Genomic DNA, 24,653 nt, shown 5'->3' on the forward strand with positions numbered 1-24,653 from the left:
GCCCACTGAGTATTTTCAGACTTAGACTTATACTATTGATCATAGACTTATATAAAGCATATAATGTGAACAAGGGATATCTAAGAGTTTGATATTCCTTACACGAGTATAGGTACTGTGGCTGAAAGTATCGATATCAATTCCCGTCTGTTGAAGAAGGGTTAGCCAAACGTTTGCTAGCGGCGTATTTTTTGGAAATTTAATACTTTCATCCAGCCGAAGGTTTTTTATGCCACCTCCCGATAGCAATAAGGGGAAATCTTTAGTCCCATGGCAGACTTAATGTTAGTCCCATAGCTCACAATGCAGCTGTCGAAAATACTTCGGCCATTGGCCAGCAGCTTTGGGGGATAGTGGAATGAAGCTGTCCCCCCAAGGCCGTCTCGCAGAAGTATCTTCCGCTTGCTCCCTCTCAGTACAATATATATATTAGTCAGATTATTATTTCTATATTTCTATATTTCTATATTTCTAGGAATAACACATTTTTTAAAAGTGCGCTGTGTTTTTGACTCCATTAGAGCCACAGCAAGTGCTACGTATAAATCATTACCTTTTTGATCTTCTGTGGGATCGTTACTGCTTCTTGCTTAAGTCGAAGGTCGAGTTGACTTCTTAAGTTCTTTAGGAGCTGTGAATATTCAGGGTTTTTAGCGAGGTTATTAAATTGTTTGGGATCCTTGTTCATATCATAAAGTTCCTCACTATTATCTTTATAGCGCATATAAGTGTTGTCTTTTGTTCGAATCGAATAGCCTTTACCGTTAGTTAGTAGTGAAAGTGCTTCGGTACGAATAGTTTTATTCTTTTGCTCGAATAAGGGGAGGAAACTTTTGCCTTGAACTTCTTGTGGAGTCTCAATTCCTAGTAGTTCTGTTAAACTTGGATAGATATCTACTAATTCAGTAATGGAGCTTGTTCGCCCGGCTTTGATTCCAGGTAGATACACCATGAGGGGAACGCGGGTTACTTCTTCGTGGAGATTTTCCTTTTGCCAAAAGCCGTGTTCGCCTAGGTGGTAACCATGGTCGCTTAAAAAAACGATGGCGGTATTTTCCTTAAGCCCCAGGCGCTCAAGTTCATCTAGGATACGACCGACTTGTTCGTCCATGAATTGCACTGTGGCATAATAAGCTGACCACATTTTCTTCTGATTATCAATATATTTTCCGATGGAATTATTGGTATTCATGATTTTGGATTTCCCCAAATTTGGAATGTCACTTAAATCATTTTCAGGTATTGTTGGAAGTTTTATCTTCTCCCAAGGGTAGGGCGTGAAGTACTGCTCTGGAGCTACATTCGGGTAATGAGGACGAACGAGCCCCGTGGCAATAAAAAAGGGCTTATCTTTATGTTCATTGAGCAGTGCTATAGTCTTGCTGGCACTTTTATAATCGGGTTGATCGGAACCATCTCCTTCATAGCTTACTGAAACGAACATCCTGTTGGGCATCTTGGTAGATTCACGATGCTCTAACTTGTCGGTAAAAATATTTAAGTTGAGACATTCGTAATCTCCTGGAGTATGAGCTTCCCGTCCCGAAGAATTAAAACGCTCGGTCCATGAACTCGCGATATCTTGACCATCGGTTCCATTAATAATGTCGTAGGGGACTCGCATGTGGTAAATCTTACCGACACGCGCAGTGTACCAACCATTGTTTTTAAAGTGTTCCGCGAGGTTGGTTCCCATGGAACCTCGGTAGCGACTATGCATAAAAGAAGTACGCGACGGACCGCAGACGACCCCCTGGCAATAGGCGCGGTCAAAGACCAGGCTTTGTTCAGCGAGTTTATCTATGTTTGGAGTTTTGCAGACTTTATCTCCGTAGGTACCGAGCACACTGGCTTTTAGGTCATCGGCAATGATGAATAAGATATTAGGTTTTTGACTTGCGCTCAATAAGCTACAGAATAAGAAAAAAATCATCTCTATTAATCTTAATTTGTTCATGTCTAGGTGCCTATTAATGGTTATTGTTATCGTGCTTGTACAAGTCGAGAATTTCTAAAGCTTACAATTGCTTTATCGCAATATTCGCAAATCGTACCTTGGAGCATTCGGACTGTAGTCTGATCGGGCCACTCTGTGAAGCAGGAAAGCCATAGAGCGTTTGTTTTTTTATAAGAATTTTATCCTGTATGATTTTCCCGTTTAATGTGACAGTTAGGGTATTGTTAATACAGGTGATTTCTAGGCTCTGCCATTGACCTGCTTTTTTTGAGGCCTCGACTATGGGTGCTGCTTGTCGGTAAAGCGCTCCATTAGTTCGTTTAGTAGGTTCTAATCCGAAGCTATTGTGAATAGCAATTTCGAAAGAACCGTGAATGTAGACTCCGCTATTACCTTTCCATTCATTTTTGACCCACTCAGGTTCTTCAGGAACGAGGAAATTCAGGTGTAATTTATAGTTCTCATAGCTCTTGGTGGTCATGATATCACCATAGCCGGGTCGAGCAATCACAGCTGAATTCTCGATTTTCCAACGCGCACCAGTCTTATTATAATCCTCGGCATTAGAAGAGGCCGCACGTGCATCAATACGAATGAGACCAGGTTTTTGATGTGAGGTAATCGTAGTGTTTCCACTGCTTTAAATCTTGGCCATTAAAAAGAGTCGTCCAGCCCTGTGGCAGGGAATAAGAGGGCGCTTCAGGATATTGAAGCTGAGGAACTAGGTAAGCTTTGGCTTCTTTCTCAATGCGAATATCTTTGCCTTTGGATAAAACACCACCCTCGGGGACTTCATAAGAGAGCGCCCAAAAGACTGAGTTATAAAAAATATTTTGGGCCCATTTGGAATCTTGCGTACCAGCGCGATAACTCATGGGGGTGATCATGGCGCGTCGAGCACCCTTATCCTTGAAAGTCCATACAATCGGTGCCACCGGAGAATCAAAACTATCCGAGCCGATGATTTTATCAAAAGCCTTATTTTTCTTTGAGGTACGTTTCTCACGGCTACCATAGGATAAAATTAAGGGCTCTGCACCTTCGGTTAGGGGAGTTGAAAGATAAGGGCCTTCATGCTCGGCAAACTTTCGATCAACACCCCTTAAAATGGGATGTCCTAAGTACTGAGGATTGACCTGAGCAACTGTTAAACGATGCTTGTGGGTTTTATAATGACCGCCAAAATGTACAGGAGCAAAAGTTCTGTCTTTCCAAAAGCCATGTGTCGTGGTACGAATTGCGAGTGCGGGTTTTCCTGAATTAAAATGATCCATAAAAAATTTTAATGATTTGGGCTCCCAGTTGCGAAAACGCATAAAGACAATGAGTAGATCGGCATCTTTTATTTGTGCCGCACCTTTTAAAATAGTCGGCTTTGGATCATGATCTTTGTCGCCATTAATACCAGGAGCATCATCGTGAATTAAAATGACCTTAAAGCCAAAATCATCTTCTAGTTTTTTGGCGAAAGGCTTCATGATCTCGCCGGAATTATATTCATCGCCTCCTGTGATAATGGCAATAGTCGCTTTTTTGTCAGAGCTAGAAGAAGGCGTATTCGCTGAGGCGGCAGAGAGCAAAGGGTAAGAGAGCCACAGTGTGGCGACAAGTATTTGCTGTAAATATTTCCGTGGAGTTCGTTTATTTAGATTCATTTTTTGGCTTCTTTTTGCGGTTCGTTTTTGGTTTTTTTAATTGAACATCATATTGGGCTATTAAATCATCAAGCGAAGCTTTGAGCTGCTTTATCTTAGGCGCGAACTCTGGGTTAGCGTAAAGATTCTGCATTTCACCAGGATCTTTCTTTAAATCAAAGAACTCCCATTCATTTTTATCTTGAAAGTGAATGAGTTTATAGCGATCAGTGCGAATGCCGTAATGCGAAGCCACACGATGAGCGCCCCTACCATAGTAAGTGTACAAGATTCCCTTGCGCCACTCCTTGGGAGACTTTCCTTCGAGAATTGCTTTGAATGAGTCGCCCTGAACATCTTTAGGGATCTCTATGCCAGCACAATCTAATAAAGAGGGGGCGTAATCAATATTTTGAATCATTTGTTGAACTCGTGATCCTGCTTTGGTTACACCGGGCCACTTGATGATGAAGGGGTTACGCAAGGATTCTTCATACATCCAGCGCTTGTCGTACCAACCATGCTCACCATTATAAAAGCCTTGGTCCGAGCTATAAATGACGATGGTGTTTTTATCTAAGCCGTTCTCTTTTAGGCAAGCCATTAAGCGACCAACATTTTCATCAAGGGCTTTGATACAGCGTAGGTAGTCTTTGAGGTAGTGCTGGTACTTCCAGCGGACGAGTTCTTTATCCTTGAGATTCTGTGAACGGAATTTCTCATTGCGCGGAACGTAGTGGGCATTCCAAGCTTGGCGTTGAGCTGGTGTCATTCGGGTGAATTCATTGATTGTTGAATTGTCTCGTGATTGAGTCTTTGGGCTTTCCTTTTCAATCTTACTCAGATTTTCCTCCGTGACCTCAGCCGTTACCTTCAAATCATAGGCAATATTGAGGTGATCTTTTACACTCATGTGCTGACTCTTTAGGGATGAATTACGTCCACCTTCATAATTATCAAAGAGGCTAGCCGGTTCAGGTATTTCCACATCATCAAGATATTTGAAGTGACGAGGCGCAGGCATCCAGGTTCTATGAGGGGCTTTTTGCCAAGTACAAAGAAAGAAGGGCTTAGTATTATCGCGCTTGTTTTCAAGCCAATCCAAGGTCATATCGACGATGACGTCGGTGCAATAACCTTCTTTTTGAATTGTTTCTTTACCATCAATCGAGAAATCTGGATTGTAGTACTTACCCTGACCAGGCAATACCCATGAGCTATCAAAGCCTGTGGGAGTTGTAGATAGGTGCCATTTACCGTAAACAACAGTCTCATAACCGGCTTTCTGAAAAGCCTTGGGCATGGTCCATTGCGCGCCATTGAACTTGTGGCCATTACTTAAAAAGCCATTGTGCGAGCTATGCTTTCCGCTTAAGATGGCGGCGCGGCTAGGGCCGCAAATGGAATTGCATACAAAGCTATTTTCAAAATACATTCCTTCATTGGCCAAGCGATCGAGGTTTGGCGTTACCTTGTGCTCTTTCAAAAAGGCTTGCATACGCCCTTTATGAGTGCCAAGAGTTTGGAGCGAATGATCATCAGAGAAGATAAATAAAATATTAGGTCTTTGCTTCTCGCTGAGGGCTGAAAGACAGGATAGCAAAATAAACAAGTAAAGAGTAAGTCTCATAAAGTGTTATTTATTTGGGATCAATGACCATGAGTCTGTACGGAAGGGGGAAGCAGGAAAACCCTCCTTAGAGTAGAGCTTACACTCAGCGGGGTTATCGGCCCAGGCGTAACGCACCGCAACGGGATTTTTGATAAGCGAGGAACTTACGACAAGACAATCAACTCCCTCTTTATTGATAATCTCAGCATCTGCCCACACAAATTTTTGATCTTTACCTGCAATGGCAAAAGCTTTGAGTTTTCCACCTTTGGCAAGTAAACCAGAGCCCGTGTAATCAAATTGGATAATGATTTTGTTGCCATCTATTTCATAGGACTTCATGAAAGGCGTCGTGGGGGTTTTTTTACCATAAGTCTTGTTGAGAATAGTGGAGGCCATACGCTTGCCCACGTCTTGCTTATTTCTAGGGTGAATATCCTTAGCTTCGCCCAAGTCAATCATGGTAGATGTAAAAATATCTGGAGTTTTGCCATCGGCGAGGACATAGCTTTCGCGGATGGCTGGCCAGATATTATCACTTTCCACCGGCTTAGTTTGAGCTTGTTTGAAGTTGGGTAATTGTACAGAATAAAAGGGGAAATCGATGCCCCAAGCTTGGCGCCAGCTATTCACCATGCGAGCTAATTGGACTCGGTAATGAACAGCATCTCCCATGCTAGTTGCATTATTTTCTCCTTGGTACCAAATAGCGCCTTTAATGGCAAAAGATGTAAGCGGATGAATCATACCATTATATAAATTGGCGGGGTAGTTTTGATTGAGTTTTGGATCTTGAGCCAATGAAGGCTTACGTGGGCCGCGTTTCTTCGCTTGTTTAGCTTTCGCGGCCTTGTCTTTCCAACGTTCTAATTGCTTTTCATAATTGGCTTTTGCACTTTCTGGCGTGTAGGACGCAGCTTTTTTGTCGAGAGGGATTTTACGCGACTGAGCAATGAGGTCATATTTTTGCACTTCCCATGGAGTCCAAGACTCAATATAAGTTCCGCCCCAGTATGAGCCAATCAATCCGATAGGAACATTTAGATCTGTATGGAGATCGCGTCCTGTAAAGTAGCCCACCGCAGAAAATTTCTTAATAGACTGAGGAGTACAAACTTTCCATTCGCCACCGCAGTCATTTGTTTTTTTGTTAGTGGGATTGCGATCAATGACAAAGGTACGAATACCAGGATAATTAGCTTTAGCAATAGCTGGTTTAGAGTTTGTGGTACTCGAAACAGTTACTTGCATATTCGATTGACCGGCACAGAGCCATACATCACCCGAGAGCACATCCTTAATTTCGATTTTATTGTTTCCTTCGAGGTATAAGTTATGAGGCCCGCCGGCGTGGGGAGTTTGAAGTTTAACTGACCATTTACCTTCTTTATCAGCAAGCGTCTTCCCCGCGGCCCCCCAACTAGCCTTCACTGTGACTTTCTCATTCGGATCCGCAGTACCCCATATCGTTGCCTCAGTGTCACGTTGAATTACCATATGATTGACAAAGAGTTCAGCGGGTTTTATATCAGCCAAGACAGGTGTAGAGATTATACCTGTAATTAGGGATAATTTATAGAAATGTGATTTCATACTTATTTCCTTAGTGAATTTATGATTTGCCTCATAAGCTTGCCATAATAGACCATTTGAATGACTTGATGTTACATTTACTTAAACAAATCCTTAGTTTAAAGCACTTGGTTTCATTAATGAATGGCTTTTGGTATAGCGCAAGAATTTCAACAAATATGAGATGAACTTCTTAGGTGCTTCAAGGGAGTTTAGAGCTGGTTAAAAAAGCTTAATTACTTCTCCCACTTTTTTTGAATTGTTCGAGCTTGGCTTTTAATTCATTGACAAGTTCTGGATGCTCTTGATAGAGGTTGCTTGTTTCTTTTGGGTCAGAGTCAAGATTGTAGAGTTGAACTGGATCTTTAATGTTTATACCTTTTGGTACTAAGTGCTGGAGTCGTTTGCCTTTATAGTTATTTCCACCGGAACTAGGATGGTCAAGGTATTTCCAAGGACCTTTGCGAATAGCTAGATCCAAAGAAATAGTTTGGGTGAGCATATATTCTCTGATCCCTGTTTTTGTACCGAATAAAACAGGTGACATGTCGTGACTATCTTCTGCACTATTTTTCGGTAGCTTATAGTTTACTAGGCTTGCACTGGTGGCCATAATATCGCAAAGAGATATGAGTTCATTGCTTATAGTAGGTTTAATTTGTTGTGGCCAAGAGATGATGAGTGGTGTGCGGTGACCACCTTCCCATTGATCGCGTTTGAGTCCACGCCAAGGAGCGGCACCATCGTGTTGATAGCTTGAGCGCATTTTCAATGCTGTGGGTACTTCGGGACCATTATCACTACAGAAAATTATAAGTGTATTTTCGAGTACATGACAATCTTCCAAAGTCTTGATAAGTTCTCCAACGATGTGGTCCATTTGAAAGATGAAATCGCCATGGGGACCAGCTTGAGTTTTTCCTTGGAATTGTTTAGCTGGGAAAGAGGGCAGGTGGACGGCCTGCATGGAGTGAAAAAGAAAAAAAGGTTTTTTTGTTTTTGATTCGACGTGATTTTTGATAAAATTTTGACTTTTTTGCAGAAATACCATGTCGACTTCTTCATGATCAAAGTTATCGGCAATCATGCCGACTCGGCAATCGTGACTATAATCGTGCTTTGGAAGCTGGCTACGATTCAAGACCTTTGTTGGGGGTAGAGGGATGCTATCATTTTCTATGTAGGCATATAGGTAATCAGTTGTTGGGCAACTCACGGTGCCGTAGAAATAATCGAAACCACGATTAATGGGACCATCAGGAATAGGACGTGAGTAATCAATCTGCTGGATACCTTTCAGCCTTTGATCGGTAATACGCTTGCCATTCTTATCGTAAAAAGTCATACCTATATGCCATTTGCCGATACAGGCAGTTGAATAGCCTTTTTCTTTTAGCATTTGCGCTAGAGTTAAACGTTTTTCCTCTATGAGGCAGGGACCGCCAGCTCCAGTAAATACGCCCTTCATTCCAGTGCGAAACTGCATTCTACCCGTGAGTAGACTATAACGGCTAGGGGTGCATACTGTGGATGGACTATGGGCATCGGTAAAACGCATGCCTTGCTCAGCGAGTTTATTGAGGTTTGGGGTGGGAATGATTGACTTTGAGTTATAACACTGCAGGTCGCCATAACCCAAATCATCGGCTAAAATTAATACGATATTTGGATTTTCGCTGTTTGCCACAAGCGACTTCGTTAATCCAAAGATTAGAAATACGACAATGCTTTGTATATGGAAAGCACTCGTACAATTTTTTTTAAAATTAGTAATCATTTTGTTTTTATTAAATCCCAGTAATTAGTGCGAAATGGAGAAGCTAGTTAGCCTGATTTTTTATTAGATATCATATTTAGTAGGTGCTATCCGCCAAAGATGTAAAAGCTAAACTTACTAAGCTTAGGCGATTTTGTAGTTAGGTGATTTCATATTTGAAGTCCATTAAAAGTTAAATGGGCTCAAAATTATTGTATTATGTTTGAGAAAATGATTTGGCCCACATTTTAAATGTTAGACAATGAACTTTTTGACTTGTTATAGGAAACTTAAATTTTTTTATGATAAGCTAAACATAATTGATGTCTAAATGCTTAAATTACAGCTCTTATTTATCCCAATGGGCGTCAATAATCTTTTGGATTTGTGGGTATTTTTCGTCAGTTTCCTTGAGCTCAATTCGTAAATCTTTTAACTGCGACTTCATTTTGCTGATGATCGATTGATATTCAGGATTTGCATACTGATTAACCATTTCGCTTGGATCTGATTTTAAATCATAGAATTCCCAAGCCACAGGAGTGGGTTTTCCTCCGCGTTTTCCGTTTTTTAGCCCATAAAAAAAGATCAGCTTGTAGCGTTCGGAGCGAATGCCAAAATGTGCGGGAACCGCAAGGCGATGGGCCATATGCATCCAATAGCGGTAGTAAGTAAATTCACGCCAATTTTCTGGTTTCGCGCTTCCCGTAAAAGCGTCAAAAAAACTTTTTCCTTGCATGTATTCGGGAGGGTTATTGATACCAGCTAATTGTAACAGAGTAGGGGCGAAATCAGTGTTATTAATGAGCCAATGATTAACGGAGTTCTTTTTGATCAGCTTGGGGTAATAAGCAATAAATGGCATAGAAAAGGACTCTTCATACATCCAGCGTTTATCAATGAGGTTGTGTTCTCCAAGTAAAAAGCCTTGATCACTCGTGTAGATAATGATGGTATTTTCAATTTCGCCCGTTTCGGTTAAATAATCAATTAGCCTTTTGATCTTGTCGTCAATACCCTTAACACAACGCAAGTAACGCTTTAGGTAGAGCTGATAAGCTTTGTGGGTATATTCAGGTTCATTGAGCTCATCGCTGATGCCAAGTTTCTGTGGTAAACCCCAAGTATTGTGACTTTTACTAAGTCCGGAACCTAAGTCTTTACTACCGGGGGAAGCCTTGGGCGCTTCAAAAAGATTATTTGGCCTTGGGATATCAATTTCTTCTAAGTAGGAATCGTAACGCTTGGCATTTTCGTACATATCATGAGGAGCTTTGAAGTGATGCATAAGAAAAAATGCTTGATTAGTTTTTCTTTTGTTTTTCAACCAATCGAGACTGATGTCCGTTATGGCATCACTTGAGTGCTTATTCGACTTTAAAATATTTTTACCCCAGGGTTTTGGCCCACGAACATAAAAATCGGGATTGTGATAAAGGCCTTGTCCGGGTAAAACGCAGTAAAAATCAAAGGCAGCGGGCTCTTTCTTTAAGTGCCACTTGCCAATCATAGCTGTTTGGTAACCTGCTTTTTTCATTACTAGAGGCAGATATTGTTTGTCGGCACTAATGCTGCCATTGAGGTCAAGTACGCCATTGCTTTGCGGGTATTGACCGGTAATTATACTGGCACGACTCGGGGTGCAGATGGAGTTATTACAAAAAACTTGGTCAAATCTCATGCCGTTTTTAGCAAGGTAATCAATGTTTGGAGTGGGGTTGAGTTGAGCTAAGCGACTACCATAGGCACCGATAGCTTGCTTGGTATGATCATCTGACATGATGAAAAGGATGTTTGGCTTTTGATTTTTTGCCAAGAGATCGCTTGCAATACCGAGGCAGAGAAGAGATAAAACTATATATGGACGTATTGATTTAAACATAATTTTTTATTTTTTCTTAGCGGGTTTATTTAAGCCTTCTTGTTTGAGGCGAAGATCAAATTGGATTCGGAGTTTTTCGAGTACTGGTCTGTACTCTGGGTTTTTGCTAAGGTTTTTAAATTGCTTCGGATCCTTATTCATATTATAGAGTTCCTCACTCATATCTTTATAACGTATATAAGTGTAAGTGTCGGTTCTAATGGAATAACCTTTAGCGCTAGAGAGTAGGGATAGCGCTTCATTGCGAATCGTTTTATTATTGTGCTCCAATAGCGGGAGGAAACTTTTTCCTTGAACTTCTTTTGGTGTCTCAATGCCTAGGAGCGTTGTTAAACTTGGATAAATATCGACTAACTCAGTTAGAGCTTGGGTGCGACCGGCTTTCATCCCGGGGACGTAAATCATGAGGGGGACTCGAGTGACTTCTTCATGTAGATTTTGTTTTTGCCAAAAGCCGTGCTCACCTAGGTGGTAACCATGATCACTTAAAAAGACGATAGCAGTACTCTCTCTCAGGCCGAGTCGTTCGAGTTCATCAAGAATACGCCCCACTTGTTCATCCATAAATTGTACTGTGGCATAGTAAGCAGACCACATGCGTTTTTGGTTGTCAATATATTTGCCAATGGGGTTACTCGAATTCATAGTCTTGGCACGTCCCATTTTGGGAATATCAGCTAAATCATTTTTATAGATTTCTGGAAGTTCAATTTTTTCCCAGGGGTAGGGCTCAAAATATTGCTTGGGAGCAACATTGGGGTAATGGGGACGGACTAGACCCGTGGCGATAAAAAAGGGCTTATCTTTATGTTTATTGAGCAGTTCTATAGTCTTGCTGGCACTTTTATAATCGGGTTGATCGGAACCATCCCCCTCATAACTCACTGAAACGAACATCCTGTTGGGCATCTTTGTAGATTCACGATGCTCTAACTTGTCGGTAAAAATATTTAAATTGAGACATGCGTAATCTCCTGGAGTATGAGCTTCCCGTCCCGAAGAATTAAAACGTTCGGTCCATGAACTCGCGATATCTTGGCCATCTGTTCCATTAATAATATCGTAGGGGACTCGCATGTGGTAAATCTTACCTACACGCGCAGTATACCAAGCATTATTTTTAAAGTGCTCTGCGAGGTTGGTTCCCAGGGAACCTCGGTAGCGACTATGCATAAAAGAAGTACGCGACGGGCCGCAGACGACCCCTTGGCAATAGGCGCGGTCAAAGACTAGACTTTGTTCAGCAAGTTTATCTATGTTTGGAGTTTTGCAGACTTTATCTCCATAGGTACCGAGCACACTGGCTTTTAGGTCATCGGCGACAATGAAAAGAATGTTTTTTATGTGTGCTTTCTTTGGCTCGGCTTCTAAAGAGAGACTCATCACTAAAAAAGTTAACAGACTTATGTTTAACTTAAGTAATTTAATAGAGATATTCATTTTCTAATGCTACCAGCTTTATTTGATAGAGTCATTTTTAGACTTTTAGATAAGCCTGTGACTATTTCTGGGGAGTTCGAATACCCCCTTTGATGTTTGTTGTTCGCTTCAATGTTATTTGAGGGAGTCATTGTGGCTTTGTCACCATGGATATAAAAGCAGGAAGGAAGGACTAGAGAGGCATGCATAGCAAAAAATGAATCAAAGCCGCAGGTAGCGGGGCCAGCTCTGAGCTCTTGAGTGTGATCAGCTGGATTATAAGAAGAGAGCTCGCCATAGCCCATGTCATCGGCAAGGATGAAAACGATATTGGGTTTATCCCTTGCAGCTGCGGAGGTCGCAAAGAGCGCAAGTATTAGGAAAAGAGCAGCCTTAAATCCTGCTGCGATTGATTCTTGACATCTGTGTAGTAAAAAAATACCTAGCATGATAAGAGCCTTTACTTTTTAAATTTCGTTCTTTTTGATTAACAAGTCCTTAAGCTTTGTTACTCTATAAGACAAGAAATATAATGCTTTGTTACAGAACACTTGACGAACTCTAGATATATATTTTCTACTCTGCGTTTAATTCTAATAGAGATTTTAATGGAGTTGTATGAGCTATCTATGCACTTGATCCATCGTGTAGATAGAAGGGTGTGGATAAACGATCCTCGATGTAACAGAAAATTCACTGTTGGACAAAGGTCATTCTTTAGGGGAACTTGCTTAAGCGCTAAGAGTGAATAGTTTTTGTTTCAAATATTTGTTAGGAGGGAGTGATGATTACAAAATTAGAAGATCTATATCAAGAGCGAGAGAAGTACCTGCTGTTTGAAACCCTTGTAGGCTCTCGAGCTTACGGAACTTTTCATGCGGAGAGTGACGAAGATATCAAAGGCATTTTCATTCTGCCTCCAAGTCATTACCTTATGGAGAAAACCCCGCTTGAACAAGTGTCGGATGAGCGTAATGATAAGGTTTATTATACTCTTAAGAGATTCATAGAGTTGGCGTCTAATGCGAATCCAAATATCATCGAGATGCTCTTTATGCCAGAAGATTGTATTCGCTTCCAGAGCGACTTATTGAAACCTTTGTTTGAGGCGCGACAAGTCTTTATTACCACGCAAGCTTATGCTTCGCATATTAACTACGCACAAGCTCAGATAAAAAAAGCTCGTGGCAAAAATAAATGGGTGAATAATCCTCAAGAAGTAAAAGTTCCTGAGCGACAAGATTTTTGCTGGTTTATCAAATCGGATGATAAGGCTACGCCTTATCGACCGAAATCTTTGAAAGATACTGATATAGATCTTGCTCAATACCATGTGAGTTCAGTAGAGCATAGTCAGGGACTCTATCGCCTCTATCATTATGGATCAGATGCTCGCGGTGTTTTTCGTGGGGGTGAACTTGTTTGCGAATCAATCCCTAAAGAAGAGGAAAAAACTCATTGCCGAGGCTTACTCTTATTTAATGAAGCGGCGTATGAATGTGCTAAGCGCGATCACACAAATTATTGGCAATGGCGTGATAATCGTAATGAAACTCGTTGGCAAGGTCAAGAACAGGGCAAGCGTGATTATGATGCTAAAAACATGATGCATACTTTTCGCTTATTATTTTCGGGCCAAAATATTTTAGAAAAAGGCGAACCTTTAGTACGTTTTGAAGGAGAAAATTTAGACTTCCTGAAAAAGGTTCGCGATGGTTTTTTTAACTACGATGAGCTCATCAAGAGAGTAGAAGATAAGTTAAACGATTTTTCATTAGCCTATGGGAAATCTACTTTAGCCGATTCAATCGATGAGGAAAAACTCCAAAATTTATTAGTTGAAATAACAAAGTCTTGGGAAGGAAGATGAAAGAGCATATAAAACTAACACTTACAGAATTAGCGAAAGAACGACAAATTAATATTTTATACGCATGCGAGAGTGGCAGTAGGGCATGGGGGTTTGAATCACCTGATAGTGATTGGGACGTCCGCTTTATTTATGCACATTCACTCGAATGGTATTTGAGTCTCGAAAATAAAAAAGATACGATTGATGAAATGCTTCCTTTGGAACTTGACCTTGGTGGCTGGGAAATCCGTAAGACTTTACGTTTATTTGCGGATGGTAACCTGGCCTTATTCGAATGGATTAATAGTCCCGAAATTTATTTTAAAAATGAAAGTTTCCACCAGTCATTAAAAGCATTAATTTCACAATACTTTAATCCCATCAAAGGTATGAATCATTACCTTTCAATGGCACGTAAAAATGTAGAGAATCACATATTGGAAAACAGCGTAAAAATCAAAAAGCTCTTTTATATTTTACGCCCTCTATTAGCTTGTGAATGGATTGAGGATTTCTCATCTATGCCTCCTACAGAATTTTCTTTACTCATGCGAGAAAGCAAGTCTATGCCAGAGGATATTCAGCGACAAGTAAACGAATTTTTGAAGCAAAAAGAAACCGCAGCAGAAGGTCATCTAGTGGAACTAGAAATTAGCCTTGTTAATTGGTTTAATGAGCAAGTCACTCATTATGAGATACTTATGCCAAAACTAAAACCTAGGCCTAAATCTAACTGGCAAGAGTTAAATAAATTAATGGTAGATTTCGTGAAATAATTTCACTAGCATCCCATAGAACTGTGTAATAAGTGATAAAATCTAATTTTCATTTTAGAGTTAAACTCATTAGCACGAGGACTCAATATCTCTAAATGGAGGGAACCCCAATTAATGTTTAGTTTACTGCCTATATTCTAACTCATTTTCTTGGAAGTAGTCATCAACAAACAAAGGGAATGCACTTAAAATTGAGACAGAATTTAATGGTTGAATAAAATTAATCACTTGTTGCTCAAATATTGAACTTTGTCCGATAGAATTTTTAGTGGTAAGGGCGTAATCCTTATTAACAATCCAATTAGCTTTTTTTAGATGTTTTAAGCACATTTCATTCCAGTCATCTTTCGATAATGACATCAAGTCATTATAAGTACCTAATTCACTCACGTAACTTTTGTATTTTTTATTTTTTGCGATTTCCCAAGTCTTATTTTGGAATAGGTCAGTTTCTTTAATGGCCTCGACCATAGGGTAATTTAAATAAAGACGACCATTTTCAGTTTCATTATCAAACATGGATAGTAGTTCTGAAATTTTTTGAATGTCGGCACGTGTGTCATGGCCATCATGATCAAAAAATAAATATATTTCACCAACATCATCACGATCTAAATCTTTTAGGTCGTCAGGTAGTATATTTTGCTCTCTTAATATCTCAAATACATCTGCATGTTCATCTCGTTTTATCACATCGTAAAGAGAGTAGATATTACTCCCGAAAACATTGTGAATAATATTTGAAGTGTCATCAGGAAAGAAATGCTCTTGTAGGCAATTACTTATCTTTGGTTCAGTTTTTAAACCTTCAAAGATAAATAATATTTTATAACTCATTAAACATACCAGCTTTAAACATCTTCTGATTGTTATGAGCTTTTCGTAAATCTTTTTTAGTTAATTTATGGAAAGGATTAATTTCTTTTTCAGTCATGTTAAATAAACAATCGGGACGCATTAAATCATTGTTCATTAAGTCCGTATTATGAGTTGTGAATACAGCTTGAACACCATCTTCATTTTTTAATAAATCAATAAGTTTTTTAGCTAAAATATAATGATAGAAAGCATCAAATTCATCAATATAAATGAAAGTAGCGCCATATTCTTTAATATGTCTTTTTAGAATTAACAATGATACATATAAATAGCCAAGTGATAATGTTCCTGTAGAAGCTACATCAAAAAAACTAATAGCTTTTGAATCATAGTCAAAGGCTATGTGTGGATCTTCTTCACCTACATCAATGGTTGTTAATGAACATTTTATATTACATGAATTAAGAAAACTTTCGAATTTTTGTAGTCCATCGGTATCTTCAAGAATATATTTTGATGCTAAAGATGTTTTGTAGCTCATTGTTTTGTGCGTGTCGACAGTTTTTATCATTCTCATATAGTTGACAAAATTTATGAAACGATTAAAAGTTTTATTTTCTTGATTGTCATCATCTAATACAGTGTTGTTAAGAATAAACTTAACGAATGATAGCGATTTTCCTGCCATATCAGTTTTTAGACTTTCTGCACCTTTAAGTAGAACTTTCCCGTTTGGATCAGCTCTCTTATCTATGTGTATAACTTCTTTATTATTAATAAGGATTTTTTCCGCAATCACTTCATCAGCATTCTCTTTCCAATACTCGTAAATGAGAGTGTCACCATCAAAATAAAATTCGTATGAAAATTTAGCATATTTTTCATTAGATAATGCATTGATATAGTTTTTATATAAATCTCGTTTTTCATGAAGGTTCCAATCAGTTAAATGGAACTGGATATCCATTATAGCGCAGCCTAAATTCGATTTGCCACATCCATTTACGCCATATATAAGAGCTTTATAAATGGTGTCATCTTTTATACATTCTGGATTAAATTCAAAACTTTTAGAGTCTGTAAAGTCAAGTGTAAATTTATCTTTAAAACCTTTAAAGTTAGTAACTGAAAATTTTCGTAGCATCTATTTACCTTAGCAATTATGATATAATTGCTAAGAACTTAGGTGTAAAATACAGCTTATCAAGGTTTGCCGTAAAAAAACTACGGCAGAGTGTTTTTGAGGTGAGCCCAAGCTTATATTTAGAGGCTGATAAGGAGGGATGTTACATACGATGAAGTTTTTTATGGCAAAGTCAGTGGGCCGGGGTGATTGATTTGATCCGCGCTTTTTGATTGACCCGGCCATTCGGCATGGGGGTTTCTATTTTTGCTTGTGCCTGCAGGAAGAACTACACCATCAATTATTTTGGGAGGCGCATGGCGGTTAGGTGTGGGATTAGTTGGGATGCTATCGCCGGTTTGTTCGGTCCATAACTGAATCATTTTTCGCGCTTGCATTAGCTGTGTTTTGTATTCAGGGTTTGAAGCGAGGTTATTTAGCTGATTAGGATCTTGACTGAGTTTAAAGAGTTCTTCCTCGGGGCAGGGATTAGCAAAAACTTGACTCTGCTTATCGGTGGTTTTTCCCGCTGCATGTGCTTGCCAAAGTTCTAAGCCGGCGGGATATTTGGTGTCGGACTCATAGGCGAGGTTGGGCTGATTTGGGTAGTTATTTTTGATATAGACAAAATCGCCAAATCGCACCATGCGCTCGTGATTTTTGTAGACGTGCCAATTGTGTTCAGAAAAAATGACTTGGCGAACGACTTGCTGCGGGTCTTTGAGGATGGGGAGAAAGCTTTGCCCCTGTATATTTTGGGGTATGTCAATGCCAGCTAATTCGAGGCAGGTGGCACTGAGATCGATTGAGCTTATTAAGCTTTTGCTGACAGCGGGTTTTTTGATTACTTTTGGGAAATGGATCACCCAAGGCGTTTTAATTCCGCTATCATAGAGGCGAGATTTGTCGCGAGGGAAAGGGCGGCCATTATCGGAAGCTACAATGATCATTGTATTGTCGAGTACTCCTTGTGTTTTAAGTTCTTCCACAACTAAGCCAATGAAATGATCGAAACGACTGACTTCGTGATAGTATTGCGCTAGATCCTTACGGGTCTCAGGGCCATCATACATGTAAGGGGGGACAATGACTTCGTTTTCTTGATAAGTGGGAGCATGGTCACTGATCTGCCAATCGCGGTGAGCATCGCTTGCAGCGTACCAAAAGAAAAAGGGCTTGTCTTTGGGACGATCTTTGAGGTTTTGAACCCAATCGGCTTCATTGCCAGGCCCACCACCTTTAGTGATCTTATCAAAAGCGCGGTCTTTTTTACCAAACATATGATTCTTGCCCGAAAGTATGGTGTAGTAACCCGCTTGGCGCAATAATTCGGGGAAGCGAATTTGGGAATTAGGTAGCTTCATATGAAGTTCTGGGGCACCAGTATTGTGTGGGTAGCGCCCAGTAATGATACTGCATCGACTGGGGCTACAACTACTGGTAGTTAAGTAGGCATTGTCAAAACGCATGCCTTTCGCTGCGAGCGCATCGACGGCTGGAGTTTTGATACTAGGGTGACCATAAGCCCCGAAGTCACTTTGGGAGATATCATCAGCAATAAAAAAGATAAAGTTGGGTTTGTCTTGTGCATGGGCAAAGAAGATAAAGCTAAAGAATAGGGTCAATCTAAGAGAAATCATAGGAGTAGTCCATAGTGTTTTTATACTATAATACACCGCACAGAATAGGGCTATGCCAAGCTAGCTTTATAATTTCTCTAATAATTTGATTGATTTGATCAATGATTTCTATTCGGAGCGATTAAATTCGATATGCGTGAACTTGTTGAGCACGGGGATACGAATTTTTAGCTGGCCATCTTTGACTTCTTGAACAGCTGTTTTGATGACTCTTTTATCAATATCGGAACCATCTTTTTTACTGATGTCTTTGGTGGTAATTGTGGCAATAAATTTTTCGCCATCCTTAAAGCCTTCTCCGCGGAAGTCCATTTTGGAACTCCCCGTATTACTATGGATGCCCGTTTGGATTGTGGCAGGAATCGTCAAATCATTCCAGAGTTTCCCAGTGGCGCCAGACGCATAGAGTAGCACGGAGAAAGATTGTTTACTGCGGTTATAGCTAGATATTCTGTAGCGTTCATTACCCGTGAAAGCAGGGCCAAGAAGGGTGATGTGATTTTGGTGTTCATGCGCCATGGCATGGCGAATGACTTCATCCTTTCCGGAACTCAATTGGCTATACCACTTCCAAATGTAGTAGTGTAGGTGATTGGGATCACTAGGATTAATGTAATCATCGATAGTAAAAATATTGTTCTTGGCATCGATGATTTTGAATTTATCTTCGGGACCAGCAAGAATAACTTTTTTAGTGATAATGTCACTGCCACCATCATTTGCGGGTACAACTAAGCCGGGGTTTAATAATTTGACACGACCACTGAAATCGCGTCGCTTAGTTAAGCCCATGGACCAGCCGCTGGAGTTGTCTGACCAAGGTAGGTTGACTGTGTTGAGCCCACGCTCGAGGCATTTACCTAAAATAGTGAGAGTTTTTTCATAGGCATCCACTTCATTTTTAAGGCCATCGCCATTGACGTCAAAGGCGTTGTCACCATCATCCCAAACAACCCAGGACTCAGAGGAAAGTACCTGTTTATCTTTATAGCCCGCAGCATCAAGTTTATGGCGCACTAAATCGAAGTTTCCCCAAGTTGAGTCAAGATATTTTCCATCCATTTTACCATAACCATCAGAGTGATCTGTTACATTGAGATTGAGGGCGTCGACGAGTGACATGAGTTCTTCATTGGCAATGAGCTGATCGTAATAATCGTCGACAGCAGCGCCACCTTTGCCTTTTAAACCGTTCAGTGGAGGGCAAGGTTCGCAGGGGGAACAGCCACTTGTGGAAATAAGCACTTCCTCACTTGGTTCAGCTTGGTAAACAGAACGAATGGCTTTGGCACCATCGATGAAAATTTCATTCATCAGGTAATCCATATCGCCCTCATTAATCATGTGCTCCAAGTTGGCTTCATGAGAAAGTTGATAGGCGTGAACACGTCCTTTGAAATGAGTGGCAAGACGAGTGACAAACTCTTTGTAAAGTCCCGGCTTTGATCTTTGGCTACCCGCTTCACCATTCACAGAGGCCCAAGCGGGCGTATGCCAGTGAACAAATTCTACTTTCAGACCTTTGGCATTGCAGGCATCCACGGCTTGTTCAATAGTTTGTAAGTAGCCGGATAAATTGTTCTTATAATCGGTATTTTTTTCATCGGGTTCAGCCGCATGCCAATTTATCCAAAATTGAGCGTAGCTACTATTTTGAGCTATGACGGGGCGCTGGGCATCTGCAGCATTATATTTCGGGAATCCCCCAAAGGGTTGCCAGCGGACACCGACGTGAACATGATCGGTCGTCCATGTATAACCTTTTTTGGCTTTAGTATCTTGTGAAGTCTTGGTCGCCTTATTACTAGCTGTTGATTGAAAAGAAGTACAACCTGCACTTAATAATATCAAGACGCCTAAATACGCGAGAGATTTGAAGGGTTTATTCATGTTTAGCCTTTATAAAATTCATTATTTAATCGTATAATAACTTAAACATGAGTAAAACTATTTTGATACAGAAATTGAAATTAAAGTCCCAAAGATGTTTATGATTATTCAGAAGAGAGGGCATGATGCTGCGCATACGAGAAGGACGCTGTCCCTCTCGAGCTCTCCCTCTAAGGATTTGCCAATCCTTAAGCAGGCGAGTAGGGCTGGAACCCCTTATTACGGGTAATAGTGAAGATTTTTGTTAGTTCAGCACTAGTTTTGAATAAGCTCAATAAGGTTATAGCAAAAGAGTGAGCTAGCTAAAGGTTCTCCACTCGAACTTTTTAATTGAGGGGTTTCAAACTGATAAACATGACCTGGACTTAAAGCAGGTAGAGAAATATCTACGCTTAGGCCATCCTGTGCGACACGAATGGAGTTAGGGGTGACTTTCTTTTCGTTTTTTCTTGGGGAGCCGTATTTTGAATTGTAGTCAAAACTGTATTTTTTAATTGCGTAATTAGCAATGACTTTAGCAGACTTGAGGTCTACTTTTTTTGTAAAAAAGATGCGAAAGCCATTAGGTATTTGCTTAAGTTTAAGAATATCAAAATCAGTTTTTTCATCCCAGCTTATTTTTTTCAAGCCTTCATCGCCAGCCCAAGATAAATGAGTTTTTCCGACCCATAAAGCACCATTCTTATCAAAGACTAAGCGATTGTTACCATTTCCAAGCTCGTTGCCGTCTAGAAAGGGAATCAGTGTTCCTTGAACCGTGTCATTCACTTCTTCGGGAATAAAGCGCAGTAATCGCTTTAAATTCATATCTCCAATAAACATTTGATTACTAAATGGACCAAATTTTCCTTGAGTGGAATCGAGCAGGGGTTGAGTGGGACTATTAGCTAATATGCCATGGGAAAAGAGTGCGGCAGCAGGCTGACGCATGTCATCGAGTTCTTTAATTTTCATGGTCTTGGGATTTTGTTTCCAGCCTTTCTTCCAAATTAAAGAAGCCGGGTGGCCATGAAAAGCTCCTTCACGAATATGATGGAGTTTACTCGATCCAAGCCAATCGCCTTGATTATCACTGACAAAGAGACGGCCCTTATGATCAAAACCCAGTCCATTGGGTGAACGTACACCAGAGGCATAGGGGGTGGCATTTCCTTGGGGATCAATTTTCATAATCCAACCACGGTAGGGAACACAGCTATACATACGAGTGACTTCTTTTTTTACCAACTTTTGATTGTAGTCACCTTCTAAATCTTTTTTATCAATGTCGTAACTCAGGAATGTACCACGAGGTTCAGAGAGAATGCCACCATTATTTGAGGCGACATTGAGGCCAATGTAGAAATTTCCTTTAGTATCACGTACAGGACCAAAGGCAAATTCGTGATAGTTACCTGAGAGTCCAAAATCATCATAGAATTTGAGGTAAGAATCTGCATGGCCATTTTTATCGCGGTCAATGATTCTGGTGAGTTCGGGACGTTGCATCACCATGATCTCATGATTGCTGATCGCTAAAACTCCAAGGGGAAGGTGGAGTCCTTCAGCAAAGAGTTTCCATTGTTTTGATTGGGGATTATAGGTGAATATTTTCCCATAGTTAAAGGCGACGATTAAGCGGCCATCGGGCATAAAGTCAAGCCCGCCGATTTGAGCATCAATCCCCTTGGGAGTATCAATTCTTTCAATCTTGTATCCTGCCTGTAGAAAACCAGAAACTAGGAAGAGTAAACTTAAGCTTAAATTTCTCATCATTACTTCTCCTCGGTGAAAGTTAGAGTGAATTGAGCCATTTCAGTTTTGCTCAAATGCAAAATTTGATTTTTAATTTGTCCCGTATTCGTAGAGACTTTAAAGCCAGCAATGCGTGGGAGACTATACTGAATCGAGCTTGGCCCGGAAACTCTATAAGTCCAAGACATGCGATCATTGGAGAAGATGAGGGTTTCACTAAATTGATAATCCCCGCGTTTGTAAAGGAATTCTGGAAGCCCCTGAGGACTTATATTGTAGCCTAAAAAATCCACCGGATCAGAAATTTTGAGAAAGGGCGATTGGTCTGATTTATAAAGAGTTTCTCCGTTAATAGCTGGAATGGTTTTGCCATTGCTGATGAAATGGTTCTTGGGATCCATAGTGCCTCGCCAAATATAACGGGTGCTAGCCTTATCGGCATCCCAGCAGAGGGATAAGTTATCAGAGAATTTAATAGCAAAAGATACGACGCTAGAATTGGGCATGAAAGTTCGTTGAATTTTACCAAGTTCTTCTTTAAAGGTTTTTTTTCTATTACTTTTCTTAGGAGAAATTCGCGCACCAGCAAAAATCATGTAATCGGCAATGAGTTTGAGGTCTTTATCGGGGAGGTGAGCCATTGCGGGCATCGCAATGCCTTGGAGTCTTTTGCGGCCTGGTTTTTTAGCCCAAGTCACTATGCCTTGAGGGTTTTTTTCGTAGAGTTTGTGAATCTCGTGTAGAGTGGGCCCCACAATAGTTTTAAGTGGATCATGGCAAGCTAAGCAATTGGCCTCGAAAAGTTTTTTGGCGATGGGGTCAGCTTTAGCACCTTGGGATTTCTTTTTTGGCTTGGCATCTGCGGGCATCGCAAAAGCTAAGAATACGGCAAGAGCGATTAAAATCCTCATTTGATTTCTTGTAGCCAAAAGTTTCTGAACTGAACTGGGTTACTGTGAGATTGCAGTCTTAGAGGTAAAACTTCAGGGCTTTCTTTCTTGCCGTGACCCGTTTTGTTCGGTATTTCCACGTTATCGTGAACTTTGACTCCGTTGTGAATGAGCGTAAGACGTGCATTGGCGATTTTCTTGTCGCCGTCCCATTTAGCACCGTGGAATTCTATGTCGTAGCTTTGCCATTCACCCGCGGGCTTACAAACGATGTGATCAGGTTTTTTGAACTTGTAAATGGAAGCACAATCATCTTTTTGATAATCATCGTCGTGACCATGAGAGTTTAAGATCTGAACTTCATAACGCTGCTGGATGTAAATGCCGCTATTGCCATCGTTAGCTCTCTTGTTATTTTTATTGGGTCGGCTATTAACCTTGAACTCAATGTGGGCTTTAAAGTTATTGACGGGCATGCTGGTGACAACATGGCCTTTACCAACGGTTAAGACCCCCTCCTTGAAAGCCCAGCTTAAATCTTTGTTTGGCTCATTTTCATTGACTAAATTACTGACACCGTCGGGGCCGATAAATTGGATAGCGTCCTGCGGTTTATCATTTGCCAAGAGAGTAGAGAGACCTAGAGAAAAGAGAAGAAAGTACTTTTTCATTGAATTGTTGCTCCGTGTTTATTGATTTAACATAAGTAAACACCACTAAAGATACCTGTGTTACAGGCAAAGATCATAAAATAATAATAGAATTTGACTTATTTGCCTAAATGTAAATCTTCTCTTTTTAAAATAGGCCTCTGTTATTAGAGATTCCTCAGAAAAGACTTGTCACTTATGCTTACGTATAGAGTTCAAAACTACTTACATATTTTGTGAATCAGTAGTCGTATGATTGTTTAATAAGCAATACTGAAAGGATATAGTTAAGTGCTTTAATCACTCCATAGATGGAGATAAATTAGCCGTGACAAGATTTAAACTACTGGGTTTATCTAGACCAGTGTCTTTATTACGACGGAGTTTCCAGACAAGATTTTTTTCACGAGTGATTTCAAACATTGGATACTTGCTCTTATAAGCAGTGGCAATGATATTCCCATTATCTCTTACAATAAATCCACCGAGATAAACTAAGCCTAACTCCTCTTGATCTTGCTGTTTTAGAGACCAGGTGATTTCATCATTCTCATTGACTTCAATTAGACTAGCACCAAAGCCCGTAGAAATCATGATTCGTCCATTTTTCAGAAGTTCGACATCATGAATGCGGTCAGTGACCACAGTGGCTTTAATTAAGTTTAGTTCAATAACTCTTTTTACCCAGCCTTTTTTATCGAGGCGATAGATTTTATTTGGTCCACAGGACGAAATCAGATAGCCACCATCAGCTAGTTTTTTAATCGACTTAATTTGAAGTCGAGATTCCTCTCTTAAAAAGTCAAGTTTGATGCTTTTTTTGATCTTCCCATTTGGCGATATTTCCAAGATAGATTTATTGGCCGCAACCAGCATATCACCATTGCTTAAGGGTTCACAAGAATGGATTTCTAATATGCGTAATTGTGGTTCAAAATAAATTTCTCGAGTGTTAGTCTGATCATATTTCCAAATCCCTAAGCTACCACAGACAATAGTGGACTCAGGTGTTTGCCAGGCTTCTTGGCATTTCCCATAAGAAGCAAAACGCTTGATGACTTTACCCTTTTGAATTAATTTAGCTTGTTGTTTAAGGTGTTCAGTAACAATCATATTCGGAACTTGACTTGCATCATATTGGGTTCCATCAGCTTTGAGAAAATCGAGTTCTTGTGCGCCTAGGTTCATTGATAGGCTGATATAAATACAGAGTGCAAGTGTTTTTATTGTATATTTAGTACTCATTTGATTCTCTCCTTAATAATTCATTAGTAGTGACGAGAAAGGTAGACAGAGTAAAATTAGCTTTGTTACAAACTTTTATTTTTTATGTAGAATCTGAGGTTAAATGCAGTTCATGTTCCCGTGTAGACCTTTGAAGAATTCACCGTACTTAAATAAATAGGGAAGTTTGAGGGGGAGTTTTCTGAAATGAGGTGTTTTTTAT

Annotated in this window: 19 protein-coding genes; 2 read left to right on the plus strand and 17 right to left on the minus strand. The window is 40.1% G+C overall.

Annotation, left to right across the window (positions count from 1 at the left end):
• Nucleotides 1-535: 535 nt before the first annotated feature.
• The 9 genes from PQO03_RS16545 to PQO03_RS16585 all read right to left on the minus strand — a co-directional run bounded on the left by PQO03_RS16545 (nucleotide 536) and on the right by PQO03_RS16585 (nucleotide 12,281).
• Nucleotides 536-1,957, minus strand: coding sequence for a sulfatase (locus PQO03_RS16545; protein WP_274154303.1), 1,422 nt, complete (start codon nucleotides 1,955-1,957; stop codon nucleotides 536-538).
• Between the two features lie 61 nt (nucleotides 1,958-2,018).
• Nucleotides 2,019-2,579 carry a 3-keto-disaccharide hydrolase gene (locus tag PQO03_RS16550; protein ID WP_337993459.1) on the minus strand — a complete coding sequence of 187 codons (561 nt, stop codon included), beginning with the start codon at nucleotides 2,577-2,579 and terminating at the stop codon, nucleotides 2,019-2,021.
• Complete coding sequence (locus PQO03_RS16555) at nucleotides 2,542-3,612, minus strand: hypothetical protein (RefSeq protein WP_274154304.1); 1,071 nt, start codon at nucleotides 3,610-3,612, stop codon at nucleotides 2,542-2,544. The genes PQO03_RS16550 and PQO03_RS16555 overlap by 38 nt, the downstream gene beginning before the upstream one ends.
• On the minus strand, nucleotides 3,599-5,221 hold the full coding sequence (locus PQO03_RS16560) for a sulfatase family protein (protein ID WP_274154305.1): 1,623 nt from the start codon (nucleotides 5,219-5,221) through the stop codon (nucleotides 3,599-3,601). The genes PQO03_RS16555 and PQO03_RS16560 overlap by 14 nt, the downstream gene beginning before the upstream one ends.
• A gap of 6 nt (nucleotides 5,222-5,227) precedes the next feature.
• The gene (locus tag PQO03_RS16565; RefSeq protein WP_274154306.1) at nucleotides 5,228-6,796 is read right to left on the minus strand and encodes a sialate O-acetylesterase; all 1,569 of its coding nucleotides are present in this window, start codon (nucleotides 6,794-6,796) and stop codon (nucleotides 5,228-5,230) included.
• Between the two features lie 211 nt (nucleotides 6,797-7,007).
• A complete protein-coding gene (locus PQO03_RS16570; RefSeq protein ID WP_274154307.1) occupies nucleotides 7,008-8,552 on the minus strand; it encodes a sulfatase family protein in 1,545 nt (514 codons plus the stop codon).
• Nucleotides 8,553-8,880: 328 nt separating this feature from the next.
• Entirely contained in the window at nucleotides 8,881-10,413 is a 1,533-nt protein-coding gene (locus PQO03_RS16575; protein ID WP_274154308.1) for a sulfatase family protein, read from the minus strand.
• A 6-nt stretch (nucleotides 10,414-10,419) separates the two neighbouring features.
• Nucleotides 10,420-11,853, minus strand: a complete 1,434-nt coding sequence (locus tag PQO03_RS16580) for a sulfatase (protein WP_274154309.1) — start codon at nucleotides 11,851-11,853, stop codon at nucleotides 10,420-10,422.
• The gene (locus PQO03_RS16585; RefSeq protein WP_274154310.1) at nucleotides 11,850-12,281 is read right to left on the minus strand and encodes an alkaline phosphatase family protein; all 432 of its coding nucleotides are present in this window, start codon (nucleotides 12,279-12,281) and stop codon (nucleotides 11,850-11,852) included. The genes PQO03_RS16580 and PQO03_RS16585 overlap by 4 nt, the downstream gene beginning before the upstream one ends.
• Nucleotides 12,282-12,616: 335 nt before the next feature.
• Between PQO03_RS16585 and PQO03_RS16590 the strand changes: the two genes are divergently transcribed.
• Entirely contained in the window at nucleotides 12,617-13,702 is a 1,086-nt protein-coding gene (locus PQO03_RS16590) for a DNA polymerase beta superfamily protein (RefSeq protein ID WP_274154311.1), read from the plus strand.
• On the plus strand, nucleotides 13,699-14,460 hold the full coding sequence (locus tag PQO03_RS16595) for a nucleotidyltransferase domain-containing protein (protein WP_274154312.1): 762 nt from the start codon (nucleotides 13,699-13,701) through the stop codon (nucleotides 14,458-14,460). Before PQO03_RS16590 ends, PQO03_RS16595 begins: the two co-directional genes overlap by 4 nt.
• A gap of 123 nt (nucleotides 14,461-14,583) precedes the next feature.
• Here PQO03_RS16595 and PQO03_RS16600 read toward each other — a convergent pair whose 3' ends face one another.
• From PQO03_RS16600 to PQO03_RS16635, 8 genes are all read right to left on the minus strand, one after another.
• The gene (locus tag PQO03_RS16600) at nucleotides 14,584-15,297 is read right to left on the minus strand and encodes a hypothetical protein (protein WP_274154313.1); all 714 of its coding nucleotides are present in this window, start codon (nucleotides 15,295-15,297) and stop codon (nucleotides 14,584-14,586) included.
• Nucleotides 15,287-16,423, minus strand: a complete 1,137-nt coding sequence (locus tag PQO03_RS16605) for an AAA family ATPase (RefSeq protein WP_274154314.1) — start codon at nucleotides 16,421-16,423, stop codon at nucleotides 15,287-15,289. Before PQO03_RS16605 ends, PQO03_RS16600 begins: the two co-directional genes overlap by 11 nt.
• A gap of 161 nt (nucleotides 16,424-16,584) precedes the next feature.
• Nucleotides 16,585-18,042: a sulfatase family protein gene (locus PQO03_RS16610; protein WP_274154315.1), complete on the minus strand. Its 1,458-nt coding sequence runs from the start codon at nucleotides 18,040-18,042 to the stop codon at nucleotides 16,585-16,587.
• A 108-nt stretch (nucleotides 18,043-18,150) separates the two neighbouring features.
• Nucleotides 18,151-19,932 carry a cellulase family glycosylhydrolase gene (locus PQO03_RS16615; protein ID WP_274154316.1) on the minus strand — a complete coding sequence of 594 codons (1,782 nt, stop codon included), beginning with the start codon at nucleotides 19,930-19,932 and terminating at the stop codon, nucleotides 18,151-18,153.
• A gap of 255 nt (nucleotides 19,933-20,187) precedes the next feature.
• Nucleotides 20,188-21,687, minus strand: coding sequence for a DUF7133 domain-containing protein (locus PQO03_RS16620; protein WP_274154317.1), 1,500 nt, complete (start codon nucleotides 21,685-21,687; stop codon nucleotides 20,188-20,190).
• Nucleotides 21,687-22,577, minus strand: a complete 891-nt coding sequence (locus tag PQO03_RS16625) for a c-type cytochrome (RefSeq protein WP_274154318.1) — start codon at nucleotides 22,575-22,577, stop codon at nucleotides 21,687-21,689. The genes PQO03_RS16620 and PQO03_RS16625 overlap by 1 nt, the downstream gene beginning before the upstream one ends.
• Nucleotides 22,574-23,227, minus strand: coding sequence for a 3-keto-disaccharide hydrolase (locus PQO03_RS16630; RefSeq protein WP_274154319.1), 654 nt, complete (start codon nucleotides 23,225-23,227; stop codon nucleotides 22,574-22,576). The genes PQO03_RS16625 and PQO03_RS16630 overlap by 4 nt, the downstream gene beginning before the upstream one ends.
• A gap of 279 nt (nucleotides 23,228-23,506) precedes the next feature.
• Nucleotides 23,507-24,451 carry a ligand-binding sensor domain-containing protein gene (locus tag PQO03_RS16635; RefSeq protein ID WP_274154320.1) on the minus strand — a complete coding sequence of 315 codons (945 nt, stop codon included), beginning with the start codon at nucleotides 24,449-24,451 and terminating at the stop codon, nucleotides 23,507-23,509.
• Nucleotides 24,452-24,653 lie beyond the last annotated feature (202 nt).

Origin of the sequence: Lentisphaera profundi, from assembly GCF_028728065.1 — a bacterium.
Classification (GTDB): domain Bacteria; phylum Verrucomicrobiota; class Lentisphaeria; order Lentisphaerales; family Lentisphaeraceae; genus Lentisphaera; species Lentisphaera profundi.

Bases quoted from the DNA above. Each gene is read 5' to 3' on its own strand.
- PQO03_RS16570 (WP_274154307.1), bottom strand. From the start codon at position 8,552: ATGATTACTAATTTTAAAAAAAATTGTACGAGTGCTTTCCATATACAA.
- PQO03_RS16635 (WP_274154320.1), bottom strand. From the start codon at position 24,451: ATGAGTACTAAATATACAATAAAAACACTTGCACTCTGTATTTATATC.
- PQO03_RS16555 (WP_274154304.1), bottom strand. From the start codon at position 3,612: ATGAATCTAAATAAACGAACTCCACGGAAATATTTACAGCAAATACTT.
- PQO03_RS16595 (WP_274154312.1), top strand. From the start codon at position 13,699: ATGAAAGAGCATATAAAACTAACACTTACAGAATTAGCGAAAGAACGA.
- PQO03_RS16605 (WP_274154314.1), bottom strand. From the start codon at position 16,423: ATGCTACGAAAATTTTCAGTTACTAACTTTAAAGGTTTTAAAGATAAA.
- PQO03_RS16575 (WP_274154308.1), bottom strand. From the start codon at position 10,413: ATGTTTAAATCAATACGTCCATATATAGTTTTATCTCTTCTCTGCCTC.
- PQO03_RS16610 (WP_274154315.1), bottom strand. From the start codon at position 18,042: ATGATTTCTCTTAGATTGACCCTATTCTTTAGCTTTATCTTCTTTGCC.
- PQO03_RS16560 (WP_274154305.1), bottom strand. From the start codon at position 5,221: ATGAGACTTACTCTTTACTTGTTTATTTTGCTATCCTGTCTTTCAGCC.
- PQO03_RS16580 (WP_274154309.1), bottom strand. From the start codon at position 11,853: ATGAATATCTCTATTAAATTACTTAAGTTAAACATAAGTCTGTTAACT.
- PQO03_RS16590 (WP_274154311.1), top strand. From the start codon at position 12,617: ATGATTACAAAATTAGAAGATCTATATCAAGAGCGAGAGAAGTACCTG.
- PQO03_RS16545 (WP_274154303.1), bottom strand. From the start codon at position 1,957: ATGAACAAATTAAGATTAATAGAGATGATTTTTTTCTTATTCTGTAGC.
- PQO03_RS16585 (WP_274154310.1), bottom strand. From the start codon at position 12,281: ATGCTAGGTATTTTTTTACTACACAGATGTCAAGAATCAATCGCAGCA.
- PQO03_RS16615 (WP_274154316.1), bottom strand. From the start codon at position 19,932: ATGAATAAACCCTTCAAATCTCTCGCGTATTTAGGCGTCTTGATATTA.
- PQO03_RS16600 (WP_274154313.1), bottom strand. From the start codon at position 15,297: ATGAGTTATAAAATATTATTTATCTTTGAAGGTTTAAAAACTGAACCA.
- PQO03_RS16630 (WP_274154319.1), bottom strand. From the start codon at position 23,227: ATGAAAAAGTACTTTCTTCTCTTTTCTCTAGGTCTCTCTACTCTCTTG.
- PQO03_RS16625 (WP_274154318.1), bottom strand. From the start codon at position 22,577: ATGAGGATTTTAATCGCTCTTGCCGTATTCTTAGCTTTTGCGATGCCC.
- PQO03_RS16620 (WP_274154317.1), bottom strand. From the start codon at position 21,687: ATGATGAGAAATTTAAGCTTAAGTTTACTCTTCCTAGTTTCTGGTTTT.
- PQO03_RS16565 (WP_274154306.1), bottom strand. From the start codon at position 6,796: ATGAAATCACATTTCTATAAATTATCCCTAATTACAGGTATAATCTCT.